Source organism: Streptomyces morookaense (assembly GCF_013030945.1).
Lineage (GTDB): Bacteria > Actinomycetota > Actinomycetes > Streptomycetales > Streptomycetaceae > Streptomyces > Streptomyces morookaensis.
This window is the reverse complement of the sequence record NZ_JABBXF010000046.1, coordinates 15,472-33,128: the sequence shown is the minus strand read 5'-3', so window position 1 is coordinate 33,128 and position 17,657 is coordinate 15,472. Positions and strand designations below refer to the sequence as shown.

Below are 17,657 nucleotides of genomic sequence, written 5' to 3'. Positions count from 1 at the left end.
CCGACGAGTGTGTGTTCAGCAGAGCGGCGGAGCAAGGGCATCGAGGAGCCCACGCAGGGCCAGCCGCAGCTTCTCAACGTCCGGTCCCGCCCGTGTCTGCTCGAAGATAGGAACAGCCTGGTTGATCAGGCTGCCCAGACGCCCGGCTGGCGGCTCGCGCAACGCGGCCCGCAGCCGGGCCCCGGAGAGAGCACCCAACGCCAGGCCTTCGGTGAAGACCCGGTCATCCCACGTCGGCACCCAGGCGCCGGAGGTGTACTCCTCCAGGAAGCCCTCAATGAGAGACTCTGTCGGGGATCTTGGGATTCGCGGGCGGGACGGCGTGGTCGTCGGGCAGGCTCGTCTTGGTTTCCAAGGTCGTTCGTCTGCATGAGGTGAGTCGGTGTCGTTGCGTCCGCGTTCCGGTGCACAAGTCTCGCCCCTGACCGCTCGGGTAGCGCGGGCCAGCAATCCCGCAGGGACGACCGCGATGTGGGTACGTGACCGACTGGACGGCTTATGGCGGGACGAGGACTTCGCCACTTGGTACCCACGCGACGGGCGTCCCGGGCTGTCCCCGGCCCAACTCGCCACCGTGAGCGTGCTGCAGTTCCTGCTGAACCTCTCGGACCGGCAAGCCGCCGAGGCGGTGCGCTGCCGCATCGACTTCAAGTCGCCTGCGCGCTGGAGCTGGACGACCCGGGCTTCCACCACAGTGTGTTATCGGACTTCCGTGAGCGGCTGGCCGAGGCTGGCCGCGCGGATGCCCTGTTCGATATCGCGCTGGCCCGGCTGAAGGACGCGGGCCTGGGCAAGGCCCGCGGCCGGCAGCGTACTGATTCCACCTACCTGCTCGCCTCGGTGCGTGAGCTGACCCGCCTGGAGCTCGTGTTGGAGGCGGTCCGTGCCGCGCTGGAGGAGACCGCCCGCGATGCCCCGGAGCTGCTGGATGGTCTGGTGACCGAGGACTGGGCACTACGCTAGGGGCGATAGGCTCGCCTGGTCAGCCAGCCCAGCCATCCCGCCGCCCGGCTGAAGCAGGCCGGCGCCGACGCTGCCGAACTCCTGGACTGTGCCCGCCCTGCGGGCCGGAGCAGCGGAGTCGCGATGGAGGCACTGCGTCAGATCATGGTGCAGAACTTCCTCGTCGACGCCCGCGGGCAGCTGCGGCCGCGCACCGAGAAGAAGGACGGCCTGCCGTCCGCCCGGGTGCGGATCGAGTCGCCGTACGACCTGCAGCCCCGCTGGACGCGCCGCAGCCACCGGTGATGGACCGGCTATCTCGCCCACGTCACCGAAACGTGCGACGACAAGGGCGTCAACGTCATCACAGATGCGGCCACCACGTCCCGACGGCAGACAGCACCGCTGTGCCCGGCATCCACGCCCGGCTCAAGCGGCGCCGCCTGCTGCCCGCCACGCACCTGGTCGACAGCGGCTACACCTCCGTCGCGCTATTCGACACCGCCGCCCGCACCCACCGCATCCGCATGGTCGGCCCGCTCCCTCCCAGCCCCGCCTGGCGCAGTCAGGAACCCGGCTTCACCCGCGAGGACTTCACCATCGACTTCGACCGCCGCACCGTTACCTGCCCGAAGGGGAAGATCAGCGGCAACTGGCCGGAACTCCCGGCGGTGGCCTCCTACACCGTCGTCCGCTTCAACCCGGCACACTGCAACCCCTGCCCCGTCCGGGCGACCTGTACCAGCGGCAAAGCGCCGCGAACCGTGAACTTCCTGCCCCGCCGCCTCCACGAACTCCAGACCCGAAACCGCGCCAGCCAGCAGGACTCGACATGGCGCCAGCTCTACGCCTCCCGCTTCGGCGTCGAGGGCACCATGAACGAACTCGTCAACGACCACCAGATGCGCCGCTGCCGCTACCGCGACACAGCAAAAGCCCACGTCCAGCACGTGCTGACGGCCATCGCCGTCAATATCGAACGCCTCAGCGCCCACGAACCCACCGACACCACTTACCGGCCCCGCCCGCCGACCGCGTTCCAGCAGTACCTCGACGCCCACGGACTACCCCGACCCCGCTGGTGGCGCCAAGGACAGTGACCTTCGAAAATCAAGCTCCCCGACAGAATCACTCAGTGAAGGCCCGGCAGATGCCGGGCCTTCACGTGAGAGTAGCGGGGACAGGATTTGAACCTGCGACCTCTGGGTTATGAGCCTAGCGAGCTACCGAGTTGCTCCACCCCGCGTCGGTACGGTGAGCAGTACGGCATCGTCACGACGGGCGCGAACCACTTCTCGATCGCAGCTGCGCAGACCCCCGGGCTACTGGGGAACTACCGCGCCAGATGAGGGCGTTCCAGGCTGAAGGAGCAGAGTGAACACCACCCGCGTAATCATCGCCGCCCGGACAACCTGCCGTCGCGGTACGAGGCGGTTCCGACCGTGCTGTGCATCGGGTCGGCGAGCTGGGTCAGTGCGTGCACGGCGGCGTCCATGCGGTCCGGGCTGTCCATGCCGGCGACCCATCGGACCATCTGCTGTTCGAGGGTCGGCCACTGCCCGACGTGGTGCACGCGCCCCTGCTCGTACAGCTGGGCAATCGGCTCTGCCCTCAAGCGTTTGCCCTGCTTCGCGGTGACTGAGAGGACTGCTGGCATCAACATGCCTTCGGTTCGGCCCTCCCGCTGGAGCTCCTGCCATGCCTGCTGCACCACCTGGCGCGACATGTCTCCGCCGAAGTTCGACTCGATCACGATGGCGTCTGCGCGCAGCTCAATCGCCAGCAGGCACGTTTCTGCACCCCACGTTTCCGCGCCGAGGTTCCCCGAGCGGTCGTCGAGGACGTACAGGTGACCGTCGCGGTCGCGGGCCGCCGCGATGATGCCGCACTCGTCCCCGACTGCGGACTCCCCGCCGGCCGGGTCGACCGCGACGACGATGCGCGCGAGGTCGATGCCGCGGAACTGGGCGGCGCTGATGCGGTGGTTGGTGATCCAGTCCCACTGCCACACGCCGCCTTCCATCGGGCGCGGCTGCTGCATGTACAGCGACCACCACACCCGTTCGCCGACGCTGCGCCGGATCTCCTCCAGCGCGGGCTCGTCGTACCGTTCCGGCCACAGCGCCGTCCCGACCGGCCTGCCGAGGGCGTCGTTCTCGCTGAGGGCGAGGGCAGGCAGGTCGATGTGCGTCCACCGCTCGGCCTCCTCGGCCAAGATCCGGCCTGCGAGGTCGTCCTCGTCCCACCGGGTCTGGATGACGATCACCGACCCGCCGGGCTCGATACGGGTCAGCAGAACCGCCTGCCACCATTCCCACAGCCGACGACGCATCGTGGGTGACGCGGCCTCCGCGGCATCCTTGATCGGGTCGTCCACCACCGCCAGATGGGCGCCCTTGCCGGTCAAGCCGCCGCCAACACCGGCCGCGACGAAGCCGCCCTCGGTGTCGGTGAGGTCGAAGCGGTTCGCCGCCGAGGAACCCGGCCGCAGCGAGATGCCCAGCTGCGGCCCGTGGGTCAGGATCGCGTCGCGGATCCACCGGCCGTGGTCGTCGGCCAGGTCCGACGAGTACGAGGCGATCATCACCCGGTGTTCCGGGCGGCGGCGCAGGAACCACAGCGGCGCCCACCGGGCCGCGCGGCGGGACTTGCCGTGCCGCGGGGGCATGGTGAGCAGCAGCTTCGTCGGCTGCCCCGCCACGACCCGCTCGAACGCGGCGTCGATCAGGTCGAGGTGCCGGGCCTGCATCTCCCGGCCCTCGGTCAGAACCGCCGCCATCGCGCCGGGGGAGCGGTCCATGGCCATCTCCCGCTCGACGGCCACCAGACGGGCCCCGAAGCTCGGCAGAGGAGGCGGCGGCGATCTCGCGGCGACGCTGAGGGGTAAGCGTGCGATACGCGTGAAGGACCGCCTCCTCGTCAGCCCTCGCCACGGTCGGCCGGCGCCCCACCGGCCAGGGAAATCAGCCGCTCCAGCTCCTCCATGCTGGCGGACTCCGCCCGCACGGCCCCGCCGTCCGGCCCGGACAGCTCCGTGCGCACGGGACGGTTCAGGCCGGGCAACTGGGTCTCGCGCTCGATGATGCGCACCGCCCGGTCGTTGGCCTGGAAGTCCCCGCGTACGGCCTGCCGGTACATGGGGAAGAACAGCTTCTCCAGGCGGGCCAGCATCAGACGCCGCAGCTCGTCAGTGCTCTCATCGAGCGCGGCGGCCCGCTCCATCAGGGCCTTCGAGACGTCCTTGCACGCCAGCTCGATCAGCCGCTTGTCGGTCGGCGGCTCCGGCTTCCTGCGGTACTTGTCGATGCCGTACCCCTGCGGGTAGGCGACACCGTCCGAGTTGATGGATGGGTCGGCGGCGAGCTTCCTGCCGATGGTCAGCCAGTCAACGCCAGCGATCTTCAGGTCGACCGCGTCGGCACGGCGCTGGGTGATGGCGGCCCGGGTGGCGCGGTTGGGGCGACCCATGAACAGACTCCCTGGCCCCGCGCCCTCCTTCTATGATCCCGTAACGGACCCGGAATCCGGCCTGGCAGGCGGGATGTACCGCTTGCTGCCGTAGCGTGCCGAACGGAGCCGCTGAAGCTCCCGCTGCGCCCGTGCTGCCGTGCTCCTGCCCATGTCCCCGGAGATCGTCGGACCGACGTGAGGCCCAGCGCGTTGAGGGGGCCGGACCCAGTGGGCGGGACCGGCCCCTCGGAGTTGCCTTGTTCCCGCGCAGTCTCGCGCCGGCCTTCGATTGGATCGGTAGCCGCTGTCGGAGGCCCAGGGGCGTCCGAGCAAGGCGTCGAGATGACCGACCGCCTTCCGCAGCTCGCGGGCACTACCAGGCGGCACGGTTTGTATCACGGCGTCAAGAAGCTCCGGTGCTCGCTCAGAACAGTGCTTGGTCCTCGCCGCTGGTGTCCGCGATGACTGGCCGAGGCTGGGCGGGAAGCCCGTCCAGGCGGTCGGGGCCGGCCGCGGCGGCCACGGCAGGGGCCGTTTCGGCCAGCCAGGTGCGAAACCGATCGGCGGCTTCGCGGTAGGGGACTTGCGCCAGGACACGGTGCTCGCCGGACGGGCAGAAGTCGACGGAGACGGTGAGCAGGCAGGAACGCGGCGCCCGCTGGCTGCCTGTCCAGGACACACGCAGCACACCGCAGGGTTCGCGCCCGCGGGAGGCGCGGTGGGTCGGGCGCAGCGTTCGGCAGGCTATGTGGGCGGTCCATGCGGCGAGGTGCGGCAGGGGCAGGGTGGTGCGGGCGCGGCAGCCGGGGCAACGATGCCAGTGGCGCAGCCAGTTGTCGGCGTCGGTGTGGAAGAGGCGGGTGTAGTGGCCGGCCACGCGGATGTCGTTGCTGTACAAGTGGTCGGGCCGTTCCTGTGTGTTGCAGGACTGGCAGACAGGGGCCCGGGCGTAGCCGTGTTCGTGGCAATGGTCGAGGGCGGTGGCGGGCGCAGTGCGGCAGACGGCGCACGCCCACCCCGCCACCCTGCGGGAGGTACCGGGCTTCCTGCTGAGCACCGAGTACAGCTGACCTTCCAGCTCGCCGTTGTACCGGCGCAGCGAGGCGGTGTGGTCCTCCGGGCTCGTCGCTGGCCGGCCGTTGGCGTCCCGGGCCTGCCGGGGGCGGGAGGGCGGCCCGGTGACGGCTGTGCTCGCCTGGCGGGTCCGCGTGGTGTGCAGCCACTGCGTTTCGGCGTGCTCGGCCGCATCCAGCAGCCTGACCACAGCACGCGGCAACCACCACGTCCGCTGCGCCCCGTCGCGGGTGCGCTCCACGAGTATCTGCCGCCAGTCGATCCCCGCCAGATGGTACGCCCGGCCGTCTTCACGCCGTGCTGTGCGCTCGGGGCCGCCCAGCTCCTGCAGCTCCCGAGTGATGCGCTGGCGCCAGCGCAGCAGCGTCTCCTCGTGGAACTCCTGCCGCTGTGCCCCGCGAAACGGACCGATGCGGACCAAGTCCTGCCGGTCCATCCCCACCGCGTTCAACTCCGCGGCTGCCCGGCGCACCTCAGCCTCCGGAACCCCCCACTGACCGCCGCCAGCCCTCACCGTCGCCACCACATGGCCGCCGAGCAGGACGTACCCCAACCGGGCACGGGCAGGAGAGCAGGTGAACGCCCCAGCAGTCGTCGGCACAGCACCATCGGCCGTCAAATCGACCCACAAAGCGTCCGCGACGCCCAGGGCGATCAGTCCGTCCGTGCAACTGGGCATGACGCGCTGTGACATACCGACAGGCTAACAACGGCTAACAGAATGAGTTGATCTGTCTGAGGGTGATGAGACAGCAGGCCGGGCGGAGGAAGGCTTCGTGGATGTCGGCTCGTCGTTGCCAGCGGATGCGGAGGCGTTTGAAGCTGTGGAGCCAGGCGAAGGTGCGCTCAACTACCCATCTGTAGGTACCCAGTCCGGTGCCGTGGCGGGTGCCACGTCTGGCGATGGCGGGCACGATCCCCCGGGCCCGCACATGGTCGCGGTAGATGTCGTGGTCGTAGCCCCGGTCGGCGAAGAGCGAGTCCGGCTTGCGGTGGGGGCGTCCCACACGTCCCCGCACGGGCGGGATGGCGTCGAGCAGGGGCAGGAGCTGGGTGACATGGTTGCGGTTGCCGCCGATGAGGATGACCGCGAGCGGGGTGCCGCGGCCGTCGGTGATCAGGTGGTGCTTGGAGCCGGCCCGGCCCCGGTCGACCGGCGACGGGCCCGTCGCGATCCCCCTTTTAGCGCCCTGACGTGGCTCGAGTCGATGACCGCGCGCGACCAGTCCAGCTTCGCCGCGGCGTTCAGCTCGGCCAGCAGCACTTCGTGCAGCTGCTGCCACACTCCGGCTTCGTTCCAGTCCCGCAGCCGCCGCCAGCAGGTCATGCCCGAGCCGAAGCCCAGCACACCGGGCAGGTACTCCCACTGGATCCCGGTGTGCAGCACGTACAGGATCCCGCACAGAACCTGCCGGTCCGGCAGCGGCCTGCGGCCTGGATGCCGGAACCGGCGTTCCCTGCGCGGCAGCAGCGGCTCGATCTGCTCCCACAGCTCATCCGACACGATCCACGGTGATGCCCCACGCGCCGAACAACGCTCAACTCACCCGCCAGACACGGCTACCAGCACCAACACGCGTCATTCTGTTAGCCGTTGTTAGGGCCCGTAGAAGAACAACCTGTGCGCTCGCGTCGCGCTGACCTGGGGTGTCAAGTCCCTGAACCCGCAGGTTAATTCTCTGCAGGCCCTTAGGAGCACTTCTCTCGTTTTCCGTCAACTCCCCGATGGCGACGCCTGTGAAAGCCTTGTACAGCGACTAGGTCGGGCCGTCGGTGTCTGCGGGCCGTATGGACTGCACCGGGCGACCGACGCCGCGGATGAACAGGTCGTCCCAACGGGCGGGGTCCTCAGTCTCCCGGGCGGCGATGCGCTCGCCGAGCTCGGCGGCGGCCGGGCTGTCGGGGATCGAGGGCAGGCGGGCGGCGATGTTGGTCAGGCCGTCGTTGATGCGGACGGACTGCACGCCGTCGGGGCAGGCGAGGAACTCGCTCCAGGTAGCCAGGGCCGTCTCGGTGTTGCCGCGCTTGAGCTGGACCTGGCCGAGATCGGCGAGCACGATTGCCCGGGCCCTCACGGACCGGGGCGTGCAGCGGATCAGCGGTCCGTCGGCGCTGCTGATCCCCTGACCTCGGCCTCGGCCTCGGCCGTGTCCAGTGACCGGCGGCCGTACCGGGCGGCCAGATCGACGACGTACGCGACGTCGTCCCGGGTCGCGGCGGGGTTGACGGTGCACATGCGGAGCACCGTGGCCCCGTGCACCCGGGATGTGAGGAGCAGTGCCCCGCCCTCCGTGCACACCGCCCGGCTGACGTGCTCCTGTGCGGCGTCGGCATCCCAGCCGGGCGGTGCGTCGGCCGGCTCGTAGCGGAAGGTGAGCACGGCGAGGCTCGGCGCCGTGACCAGCCTCAGCTCGGGGTGGGCCGTGACCAGGGCCGCCGCATGCTCGGCCAGGTCCATGCCGTGCTCGATCGCCTGCCGGAACGCCCGCGCGCCGAAGGCCTTCAGGGACAGCCACAGCTTCAACGCGCGCAGCCCGCGGCTCTGTTGGGGGCCGTGGTCGGAGAGGTTCACCTCGGTGCCGCGGGGCGCGGTGGGGGAGAGGTAGCCGGTGTCCAGCGCGTGGCGCTCCAGGTCGAAGGTGGCGCGCAGCAGTTCGGGGCGGCGCAGCAGGACGCATCCGATCTCGTAGGGCTGGAAGAGCCACTTGTGCGGGTCGATGGTGAGGGAGTCGGCGCGCCGCAGGGCGGAACGCAGCGCGCGGCCCCGGGACGTGGCGGCCGCCGCCGCGCCGTGGGCACCGTCGACGTGCAGCCAGAGCCCTTCGCGTGCGCAGAGGTCCGCGAGGGCGTCGAGGGGGTCCACGGCGCCGGTCCCGGTGGTGCCGAGCGTGCCGACGACGGCGAACGGCCGCAGCCCGGCGGCCCGGTCGCGGGTGACGCGGCGCGCGACCTCCGCCGGGTCGAGGCGCAGGTCGCGGTCGGCCGGTACGACGGAGAGCCGGGTGCGGGGCAGGCCCAGGAGATGGGCGGCGCGGGCGACGGACGGGTGGGCCTGACCGGAACAGTAGAGGCGGGCGCCGGAGGTGTCGTCGCCGAGGTGGTGGTCGCGGGCGACGGCCAGGGCGGTCAGGTTGGCGACGGAGCCGCCGCTGACGAAGAGGCCGCCGGTCTCCCGGGGAAGGCCGAGGAGGGTCTTGAGCCAGTCCAGGGTGGTGAGTTCGAGCTGGGTGGGCCCGGCGCCGACCAGCCACGCCCCCGGCACCGAGAGATAGGCGGAGGCGAGGGCGTCGGCGAGCACGGCGGGGAAGTTGCCGGTGGAGGGGGTGAAGGCGAAGCTGCGCGGGTGGTCGAGGCGGGTCGCCTCGCCGAGGGCGTCGCGCGTGACCCGGTCGAGGACGGCGCGCAGGTCGTCGGTGCCGTCCTCGGGCAGCGGTTCGTCCAGCGCGGCGCGGAGGGCGGCGGGGGAGGGGACGTGGAACGGCGGCTGCTCGGGCGGTGCGGTGAACCGCCGGATGACGAGCTCGAGTGCGTGCCGGCCCGCCTCGCGCATCGGCTCCTCGGCGAGCCGCAGCAGGGGTGGACGGGCGTCCGGCCGCTCGCGGAAGGCGGCGAGCCAGGCCTCTGTGCCGGGACCGGGGCGGGGCCGGGGTTCGAGGGCGGCCACGGGGTGCCCGAACTGGAGCAGGGCCAGTTCCTGGCCGGCGGTCACCGGGCCCGGGCGGGCGACGGCCCAGTACAGGGCCTCGTCGTCGCGGAGTTCGGCGAGGTCGCACGCCGCGGGCAGCGGGCCGGTCGCTGTCCGTTCGTGGCGGCGGTAGCGCCCGGTGGCGGGGAGGCCGTGCAGCACGGTGTCGCCGGCGGCATGGACGACGAGCTGGCTCGGGCGCGGGGAGTCCGGCGGCAGCGTCCCGGGCACGGACGGCGGCAGGGCGGGCAGCAGGAAGGAGAGGATGTGCAGCCCGAGCGACGGCAGCAGCCCGGCCGCGCGCTCGGCGGCCTGGACCAGGGAGACCACTGTCTGGAAGCGGGGGTTGACCTCGATGGCGAGGAGCCGCCCGTCCTCCTCGACGAGGTCGAGGCCGAACATGCCCCGGAAGCCGCGGCCGCGCAGTACCTCGCCCACCCGCCGCGCTGCCCGGCGGGCCTGCGCGTACAGCCCGTCCGGCAGATCGGCGGGGTGTACGAGCTGGTTGCCGCAGTGGGTGCCCCAGGAGGCGGCGAGTTCGGGCAGGCCGACCAGCTGGTGGGAGACGGCCGAGACCACGGTGCGGTCCGGCCCGGCGCACGCGGTCACGGTCAGCGAGATGCCGGGGGCCCGACGGCTCAGCCGGACCGGCTCGTCCGGCCAGGCGGCGAGGCAACGGGCCAGCTCCTCCGGGGAGTCGACGGGAACGGTGCCGCGGCCGATCAGGTTGTTCTCCCGGCGCTGGGCCACGGCCCTGGGCCACCGGTCGTCCCAGTACGCCCTCGCCGCTGCCCGCCCGGCCGCCGGGACGACCACGGACGGCGGCACGGCCACCCCCGCCTCCGCGAACAGCTCCAGCACCCGGATCTTGTCCGCCGCCCAGGCGGTCACGCCCGGGTCCGGCGCGAGCAGCCGGTAGCCGTGAGTCCGCGCCCAGGTACGGGCGTTGGGGCCGTGCTCGGGCGCGAACGAGACACAGACGCGGCGCGAGCCCGGGACGCCTGCAGGCTCCAGCGGGCCGCCGGGCGGCGGTACGGGCAACGGCACGGGCAACGGCTGGAACGCGGAGACCGGTTCATGGCGGAGCCAGACCGGTGCCGGGCCGAACGACGCGCTGACGAACGGGCAGTGGTCCAGCCAGACGGCCTCGTCGAGCAGACCGTCCAGCAGTTGCCGGCCCGTCCGGGCGTCTACGCCCTCGATGCTGCTGAGGGTCTCTTCGGAGGCGGTCATGCCGCACCCCTGGCGAGCTCCTCCACGCGGTGGTGCAGGCGTTCCAGGTACGGCTCGCTCTCCGGTTTCATCAGGACGCTGCGCAGGATGTGCGCGTGATCGAGGTCGGCCACCACGTCCTTGTGGCGGTCGGCGAATGCCTGCGCGCCGACGCGGGCGACGCTGAGGAACACCGGATGCTCCTTGGCCTCCATGCCTCTGCGCATCACCTCCTGCGACGCCCGGTCCACCCGGGACAGCGCGGCGGGCTCCGTGTGCGGGTGGTACGTCACGATGTCGAGCTCGGGCGGCTGGTAGAGGTCCAGGTGGGGTGAGCCGTCGAGCAGGCCGGCCCACCGCACGGCGGCCCGGCGCCCGGCGGCGAGGACAGCGCCCAGCCCCTGCCGCGTGAGCGGCAGCAGCCGGAGGGTGAGCCACAGCGCGGCCGCGGCGGCCCCGGAACGCGAGCACTCCAGGCTGATCTCGCCCAAGTGCGGCCGGGCGGACGTGAAATAGGTGTACGGGGAGTCGTGCCGGTAGAACCGCGTGACCGCCGGATCGGCGAACAGCACCGCGCCGCAGCCGTAGGGCTGGAGACCGTGCTTGTGCGGGTCGATCACCACCGAGTCGCACTGCGCCATGGCCCGCAGCGCCTGCCCCGTGCTCTCCTCCGTGAGCGGGTCGCCGGCGAGCAGCGCGAAGAAGCCGCCGTACGCGGCGTCCACGTGGACCCGGGCGCCGTACTGCCGCGCCAGCGGCACGATGCGGTGCACGGGGTCGACCGCGCCCAGTGCCGTCGTCCCCGTCGTGGCGACGACCGTGCCGACGTCCCCGGTGGCCAACAGCCGTTCCAGCGCGGGGACATCCATCCGCCCCCGGTCGTCCACCGCCACCTCGTGCACCCGCATGCCCAGCAGATGGCACATCCGGGCATGCGTGTAGTGCCCTTCGGCACTGACCGCGACGGACAGCCCGGGCCGGCTCTCCCGGGCGACGAACAGCGCTTCCAGATTGGCCAGCGTCCCACTGCTGGTGAGATGCCCCAGATGCGTCTCCAGACCGGCCATCGCGGCGAGTTGCCCCACCGCCTCCTCCTCCATCACGGACGTGGCCGGACCGCCGTCCAGGGCATGGTTGTTGGAGTTCACGAGCATCGCGGCGAGATACCCGGCGACGGCGACCGGATGCGGGGGCTTGAGCATCTGCCCCGCGTAGCAGGGATGGAAGAACGGGTAACTGCCGTGCAGCCGGCCGGTCAGTTCGTCGAACGCGGCAGCACAGGCCTCCGCGTCGACCGCCATGGCCGGATGGGCCGCGTACTCCTCGTACGACCGCGTCCACGCCTCGAACGCCCCGACCCCGCGGTCCAGCCACTGCCTCAGTTCCATGCCCGCCCCCCGGCGCCACGGCCCACCCGACGGGGCCACCGTAGCCGGGCCGCCCCGCCGCGCACGGGCACCGGTCGCCGTCTCACCCGAACCGGGGAGGGGCGTACGGGCCCTCCCTCCCCGGCCGTTCGGGTCAGCGGAGGACGACGCGGTGGGCGGGCGAGACGTCCGGCCGGAGGCCCTCGTAGCCCAGGTCGGCGATGATGGGGCCGAGGATCTTGCCGAAGGCCTCGAACGATTCGGGAGACTCCCACACGTCGGTGACCCGCCAACGGCCGCCGACGGGACCGGCGATGTGGGCGAGCAGCCCGGGCACGGGCAGATCGGCCGGCGAGGCGAAGCCCCGGCCCTCGGTGAGGCGGTCGATGCAGGTGTCGTACAACTCCTGGGCGGCAGCGGTGTCTTCCATGTCGAAGGTGACGATGATGGCCATGGTCGGGTGCTCCTGTCCGTTCCCCGCCGGATCCGGCGGACGCCGACCCACGGTCTCCCCGCCCCGACCGCGGCGGCAATGGCGCGCGGGGCGGCTCGTCGGAGCGCCGGGAGCGGAAGCGCGTGCGGGACCTAGCGGTGCGGGTCCCGCACGCCCCCTCGGGTCGGAGCCTGCCGGATATTGTTTTGGTCCATGCGTTCCATAACGTGCTACGGTGATGATCATGGGTCGACCGCGACAGTTCGATGAGCAGCAGGCGGTGGCGGCGGCGTGCGGCGCCTTCTGGGTGAAGGGGTACGAGGCCACCTCCACACAGGATCTCTGCGAGGCCACCGGCCTCGGCCGGAGCAGCATCTACAACACCTTCACCTCGAAGGACCACCTCTTCCGGCGCGCCCTGGCGTACTACGCCGACACCATGACGGCGCGTCAGCTCGCCTTGCTCGGCGAGGAGGGGCGCAGCGCCGTGGAGCGGATCCGCGCCCTGTTCGAGGTGGTCGTCGACGGGGAGATGGAGAACCGCCGCCTGGGCCGCGGCTCCGGCTGCTTCACCGTGAACACCGTCACCGGTCCGGCCGCGGACGATCCCGGCGTCGCCGAGATCCTGGCCAAGGATCTGGAGCGGCGTCTCGGTGCATTCCGTGCCGTGATCGAGGAGGGCAAGCGGGACGGATCCGTCCGTTCGCCGCGCGACCCGGCCGGACTGGCCTGGTATCTGAGCTCGGTGATCGCCGGGATGCGGGTCGCCGCCCAATCCGGTGCCGACCGCGCCGCGCTGGAGCAGATCGCCGCCGCCGGGATCGACGCACTCGGTCGCTGACCTGCTCAGTCGCTGACGTTCGCCCGCCGTCTGCCCGTAATCGCCGCGGGCCGGCTTTTTCGCATCCGTTTTTTGGTCTGGTCAGTACAGAACCAGGGGGGGTTCTTTCGCATGCCCAAGTCCGTCCATCTCATGGCGCTCGGCATCTTCGCCATGGTCACCAGCGAGTTCCTGGTCGGCGGCCTCATGCCGCAGATCGCCGACGACCTCCATGTCGGCATCGCCCAAGTCGGCTACCTCATCACGGCGTTCGCCCTCGCCATGGCCCTCGGCGGACCCTTCGCCACGGTCGCCGTCCTCAGACTCCGGCCCAAGACCGCGCTGATGACGCTTTTCGCGGTCTTCCTCGCCGGCAACGTCCTGGCCGCTGCCGCCACCGGCTACGGCGTCATGCTCGCCGCCCGCCTCGTCACCGGCACGGCCTCCGCCGCGTTCTTCGGTGTCTCGCTCTCCGTCGTCGCCCAGATCACCTCGCCGGAGGTGCGCGGCCGTGCCATCGGCGTCGCCATGCAGGGCCTCATGGTCGGCACCCTCCTCGGGCTGCCGCTCTCCACGCTCGTCGGCCAGCAGTGGGGCTGGCGCGCGGGCTTCGTCGCCGTCGGCGCCATCACCGTCCTCGCCGCCGTCGCCACGGCCGTCGCCGTGCCGTCCCTCGAACACGCCGACGGAGCAGGCGACTTCCGCGACGAGCTCACCGTCTTCCGCAACGGCAGGCTCTGGCTCGTCCTGTGCACCTCGATGCTCGTGATCGGCGCCACCTTCGCCGCGTTCTCCTACTTCACGCCGATCCTCACCGAGGTCACCGGCTTCTCCCGCGGCACCGTCCCGCTGCTCCTCCTCGGCTACGGCGCCGCAACGGTCGTCGGCAACACGGTCGTCGCCCGTCTCGCGGACTCCCACACCATCCGGGTGCTCGTGACGGGCCTCGCCCTCAACGCGGTGTTCCTCACGGCCTTCGCACTGCTCGCGGACCTCAAGGCGCCAGCCGTCGCCGCCATGACGGGCATCGGGCTCGTCGGGGTCACCCTCAACCCGGCGATGATCAGCCGGGTGCAGCGGACGGCGAACGCGCGCCCGCTGGTCAACACCGTCCACTCGTCCTTCATCACGCTCGGCGTGGTGATCGGCTCCGGACTCGGCGGTGCCGCCACCGACAGCTACGGGCTCAGGGCACCGCTGTGGCTGGGCGCGGGCACGGCGGTGCTCGGGCTGCTCACGCTGATACCGGACGTGGTGCGGGTGGCGCGGGTGAGGGTGCCGAAGGCCGCCTGAGCAAGGCCCGGGCGCGGCTGCCCCGGCGAGTCCGTGTCATCGCCCGGGCGGTCGTGGCCGGCAGGGCGGTTCGGCCCTCCGGGACGGGCCGTCCGGGCACTGGTCCGGCCGGCGACCTCCGCAGTGCACTGGGGGCATCGGACCTGAACACCACGCCGGTGACCGGCCGTCGGCGCGCCGGGCCTCAGGAGTCCGGACGGCGCACGAGCCGTCGAGGCGAGAAGGGAAGCCCACCGTGTTCGTCATCAGACTCCGTCGTCACGCACTGGCCGTCGCGCTCCCGGCACTGCTCCTGGCAGCAGCGGCCCCCGCGCACGCGCAACCCCCGAGGGCCGCCTCCGGGCGCCTGCCCGAGCGCACGGGAAATTCCGCTTCGGCGGTCGACCGCGTTGCCGACTTCTACGGCGCGTACATCGATGTTCTCAACGGGCGGGGACGCAGTCACCTGGCCGATGAACTGCGCGAGTTCTACCTCACGGACGATTTTCGCGCACGCCTGGGAACCTGGGAGAAGGAACACGGCGGCGACGGCGTGCTGCGGGCACAGGGCCTGCCGACGTCCTGGGCGGTCGCCTACAACGACAGCGGCATGGGGCACGTCTGGACCCGCGTCACCCTCACCTGGACCGGGAACGGCCACTCCACGCACACCGTCCTCGCGGTGCAGTCGGACCAGAGCTCTCTGCGCATCTCGGACATCCACGAGGACACGTAGCCGTGTCCCCGTGGACGCCGGGCGCGGGCGTCAGCCGTTCAGTGCGGCGACACCGGCCTGGGCGAACTTCTCGTCGAGGTCGCCGCTGGGCGCGCCGGCCACGCCGACGGCCGCGACCGGGGCGCCCTTGGCCTGGACCGGGGCGCCGCCCGGCAGGAAGAGGGTGCCCGGGATGTCCTTGAGGTTCGGGGTCTGCGAGAGACGGCCCATCAGGGCCGACGTCGGCGCGTTCCAGGAGACGGCGGTGAAGGCCTTCTTCTCGGCGGACGCGTACGACTGCGGGCCCGCCCCGTCGCCGCGCAGGGTGACGAGGGTGTTGCCGTTGCGGTCGACGACGGCGACGGAGACCTTCTGGCCCTCCTTCGCCGCGGCGTCCAGGCTCGCCTGCGCGGCCTTGACGGCGGCGGCGATCGTCAGGTGGGTGTCCCGGGTCAGGTTCCGGTCGGCGGCGTCGGCCTTGGCCGCCGGCCTGTCCGCGGCCGCCGGGGCGGCGGCGTTCGCGGCGGCCGCGCCGGCGGCGCCGGCCGCGAGGACGGCGGCGGAAATGGCGACGATCTTCGTGGTGCTGCGCTTCTTGGTGTCGGTCATGATCCGATCCTCCGGCCGGTTCCCCTCGCGGGGCTTCGGCCTGCGGGCTGCTCCTGCCGTGCCCGACGGGTGACGTGCCTGTCATCCGATCGGTTGATGCGAGGATGGCCGCACCGGTTGAGGATGGGTGCGTATGCGCAGGTGAGGAGAGTTTCGATGCGGCAGGCAACGCCGTCGGCACGGGAGGCCGCGGTCCCCGCCGGGGCGGCGTCCGAAGGCCCGGACGGTCCCGGCGCTCCCGGTCCCGGTCCTGGTCGCGGTCACGAGGAGGCCGCGGGGTCCGGGGAGCGGCTCCTCGCGCTCGTCATGCACGCCGCGTTCTTCCTCCTGCTCGCCGCCTCGCTGTCCCGGTTCCTCGTCCGGCACCCCGGCAACCCCCACACCCCGTGGGTCATCGGGCTCTCCGCCGTCCTGGCCCTGCTGTACCTGCTCGGCCCGGCACCGCTCGCCCGGCCCGCGCCGCGCCGGCTCGCCCGGCTGGGCGCGGTCGTCGCCGTCTGGATGGTGCTGGTGGTGCTCGCGCCGAGCTTCGCCTGGTGCGCGGTGCCGCTGTTCTTCACGGGCCTGCGCACCCTGCCCCCGCGCGCGGCGCTCGCCCTCGTCGCCATGCTGACCGCCTTCGTGGTCGCCGCCCAGCTGAAGCTGTCGAAGGGCGGCTTCGACCCGAACCTGGTCCTCGCCCCGCCCGCCGTCGCCGCCATCGCCGCCGCCGTCTTCGTCCACATGCAGCGCCAGGCCGAGCGGCAGCGCCAGTTGATCGACGACCTCCTCCGCACCCGGCGCCACCTGGCCGCCACCGAGCGCCGCGAAGGCACCCTCGCCGAACGGCAGCGGCTGTCCATGGAGATCCACGACACCCTCGCGCAGGGCCTGTCCAGCCAGCAGATGCTGCTCCAGGCGGCCGACCGGGTCTGGACGGCGGAGCCCGACACCGCCCACCACCACGTCCGCACCGCCGCCTCCATCGCCGCGCACAACCTCGCCGAGGCACGCCGCCTCGTCCACGACCTCGCCCCGGCCGACCTCGCCGACGGCGGCAGCCTGGAGCAGGCCCTGCGCGCGCTCGCGGCCCGCGCCGCGCAGGAGTCCGGCGGACTCGCCGTCCGCTGCATCGTCGAGGGCACCCCGGCCGTCCCCCTGCCCGGCCGGACGGCCTCCGCGCTGCTGCGCATCGCCCAGGGCGCGCTGGCCAACGTCCGCGAGCACGCCGGCGCCGGGGCCGCCACGCTCACCCTCACCTTCCTCGGCGACCAGCTGGTCCTGGACATCGCCGACGACGGCCGTGGCTTCGACGTCCCGGCCGCCACCGTGCCGGCCCGCGGCGCGCGCGGGCACGGGCTGCCGGCCATGCAGGCCCGGGCCCGGCAGCTCGGCGGCACCCTGACCGTCGAGTCCGCGCCCGGCGAGGGCACCGTCGTCTCCGCCGCGATCCCCCTGGAATCCCCCTCATGACCGACGCCCCCGTCCGCATCCTGCTCTGCGACGACCACGCCGTCGTCCGCGCCGGACTGCTCGCCCTCCTCGCCAGCGAACCCGGCATCGAGGTGGTGGGCGAGGCCGGCAACGGCGAGGAAGCGGTGGCCGCGGCCGCGAAGCTCCGGCCCGACGTGGTGCTCATGGACCTCCAACTCGGGCCCGGCATCGACGGGGTCGAGGCCACGCGGCGCATCGCCGCGACCGGCGTCCACGTCCTGGTCCTCACCACGTACGACACCGACGCCGACATCACGCGCGCGATCGCCGCGGGCGCCACCGGCTACCTGCTGAAGGCCGAGCGCCCCGAGGAGCTCTTCGCCGCGATCCACTCCGCGGCCCAGGGCCGGACCACCCTCTCGCCGCCCGTCGCCAGCCGCGTCATGCACCACATGCGCGGCGCGGCCCGCCCCGCCCTGACCGCCCGCGAACTCGACATCCTCGCCCAGCTCGCCCAGGGCCTCGGCAACCGCGACATCGCCCGCGCGCTGTTCATCAGCCAGGCCACCGTGAAGACCCACCTGGGCCGGATCTACGACAAACTCGGCGTCGACACCAGGGCGGGGGCCGTTGCGGTGGCCAAGGAACAGCGCCTGCTGCCGTGA

17 protein-coding genes, 1 tRNA gene and 1 pseudogene are annotated in these 17,657 nt (G+C 72.2%); 9 read left to right on the top strand and 10 right to left on the bottom strand.

Translation table 11 applies throughout. The features are described 5' to 3' along the window. The first annotated feature begins 469 nt into the window (after positions 1-469). The 4 genes from HG542_RS36060 (at position 470) to HG542_RS35205 (ending at position 2,042) form a co-directional block, all read left to right on the top strand. Positions 470-775, top strand: a complete 306-nt coding sequence (locus HG542_RS36060) for a transposase (protein WP_229922804.1) — start codon at positions 470-472, stop codon at positions 773-775. Next, positions 697-963, top strand: a complete 267-nt coding sequence (locus tag HG542_RS36055) for a hypothetical protein (RefSeq protein WP_368857186.1) — start codon at positions 697-699, stop codon at positions 961-963. The genes HG542_RS36060 and HG542_RS36055 overlap by 79 nt, the downstream gene beginning before the upstream one ends. 123 nt (positions 964-1,086) lie before the next feature. Beyond that, positions 1,087-1,248 (top strand): hypothetical protein, encoded by a 162-nt coding sequence (locus HG542_RS35210; RefSeq protein ID WP_229922803.1) that lies wholly within the window; start codon positions 1,087-1,089, stop codon positions 1,246-1,248. Positions 1,249-1,349: 101 nt separating this feature from the next. Next, complete coding sequence (locus HG542_RS35205) at positions 1,350-2,042, top strand: transposase (RefSeq protein ID WP_229922802.1); 693 nt, start codon at positions 1,350-1,352, stop codon at positions 2,040-2,042. 72 nt (positions 2,043-2,114) lie between these two features. Here the strand turns inward: HG542_RS35205 and HG542_RS20425 are convergent. From HG542_RS20425 to HG542_RS20385, 9 genes and pseudogenes are all read right to left on the bottom strand, one after another. Beyond that, a tRNA-Met gene (locus tag HG542_RS20425) sits at positions 2,115-2,188 on the bottom strand. 147 nt (positions 2,189-2,335) lie between these two features. Then, positions 2,336-3,742, bottom strand: a complete 1,407-nt coding sequence (locus HG542_RS20420) for a terminase large subunit domain-containing protein (RefSeq protein ID WP_229922801.1) — start codon at positions 3,740-3,742, stop codon at positions 2,336-2,338. Between the two features lie 119 nt (positions 3,743-3,861). Next, positions 3,862-4,410, bottom strand: coding sequence for a hypothetical protein (locus HG542_RS20415; protein WP_171083512.1), 549 nt, complete (start codon positions 4,408-4,410; stop codon positions 3,862-3,864). Between the two features lie 406 nt (positions 4,411-4,816). Next, complete coding sequence (locus HG542_RS20410; protein WP_171083511.1) at positions 4,817-6,160, bottom strand: endonuclease domain-containing protein; 1,344 nt, start codon at positions 6,158-6,160, stop codon at positions 4,817-4,819. Between the two features lie 19 nt (positions 6,161-6,179). Then, positions 6,180-6,970 (bottom strand): annotated as a pseudogene (locus tag HG542_RS20405) (IS5 family transposase). A gap of 253 nt (positions 6,971-7,223) precedes the next feature. Further along, positions 7,224-7,541, bottom strand: a complete 318-nt coding sequence (locus HG542_RS20400) for a hypothetical protein (RefSeq protein WP_229922799.1) — start codon at positions 7,539-7,541, stop codon at positions 7,224-7,226. A 20-nt stretch (positions 7,542-7,561) separates the two neighbouring features. Beyond that, positions 7,562-10,384, bottom strand: a complete 2,823-nt coding sequence (locus tag HG542_RS20395) for a pyridoxal-dependent decarboxylase (RefSeq protein ID WP_171083509.1) — start codon at positions 10,382-10,384, stop codon at positions 7,562-7,564. Continuing rightward, positions 10,381-11,751 carry a pyridoxal phosphate-dependent decarboxylase family protein gene (locus tag HG542_RS20390; RefSeq protein ID WP_171083506.1) on the bottom strand — a complete coding sequence of 457 codons (1,371 nt, stop codon included), beginning with the start codon at positions 11,749-11,751 and terminating at the stop codon, positions 10,381-10,383. Before HG542_RS20390 ends, HG542_RS20395 begins: the two co-directional genes overlap by 4 nt. Positions 11,752-11,884: 133 nt before the next feature. Beyond that, complete coding sequence (locus tag HG542_RS20385) at positions 11,885-12,184, bottom strand: hypothetical protein (RefSeq protein ID WP_171083504.1); 300 nt, start codon at positions 12,182-12,184, stop codon at positions 11,885-11,887. 223 nt (positions 12,185-12,407) lie between these two features. On the opposite strand from HG542_RS20385, the gene HG542_RS20380 reads away from it, so the two are divergent. From HG542_RS20380 to HG542_RS20370, 3 genes are all read left to right on the top strand, one after another. Next, positions 12,408-13,004 (top strand): TetR/AcrR family transcriptional regulator, encoded by a 597-nt coding sequence (locus HG542_RS20380; RefSeq protein ID WP_171083503.1) that lies wholly within the window; start codon positions 12,408-12,410, stop codon positions 13,002-13,004. 111 nt (positions 13,005-13,115) lie between these two features. Beyond that, the gene (locus HG542_RS20375; RefSeq protein ID WP_171083501.1) at positions 13,116-14,276 is read left to right on the top strand and encodes an MFS transporter; all 1,161 of its coding nucleotides are present in this window, start codon (positions 13,116-13,118) and stop codon (positions 14,274-14,276) included. Positions 14,277-14,511: 235 nt separating this feature from the next. Then, positions 14,512-14,991 carry a hypothetical protein gene (locus HG542_RS20370; protein WP_229922798.1) on the top strand — a complete coding sequence of 160 codons (480 nt, stop codon included), beginning with the start codon at positions 14,512-14,514 and terminating at the stop codon, positions 14,989-14,991. 30 nt (positions 14,992-15,021) lie between these two features. On the opposite strand, the gene HG542_RS20365 is transcribed toward HG542_RS20370, so the two are convergent. Beyond that, positions 15,022-15,579 (bottom strand): GlcG/HbpS family heme-binding protein, encoded by a 558-nt coding sequence (locus tag HG542_RS20365; RefSeq protein ID WP_171083499.1) that lies wholly within the window; start codon positions 15,577-15,579, stop codon positions 15,022-15,024. Positions 15,580-15,735: 156 nt separating this feature from the next. On the opposite strand from HG542_RS20365, the gene HG542_RS20360 reads away from it, so the two are divergent. Continuing rightward, the gene (locus tag HG542_RS20360; protein WP_171083497.1) at positions 15,736-17,031 is read left to right on the top strand and encodes a sensor histidine kinase; all 1,296 of its coding nucleotides are present in this window, start codon (positions 15,736-15,738) and stop codon (positions 17,029-17,031) included. Continuing rightward, positions 17,028-17,657 (top strand): response regulator, encoded by a 630-nt coding sequence (locus HG542_RS20355; RefSeq protein ID WP_171083495.1) that lies wholly within the window; start codon positions 17,028-17,030, stop codon positions 17,655-17,657. The genes HG542_RS20360 and HG542_RS20355 overlap by 4 nt, the downstream gene beginning before the upstream one ends.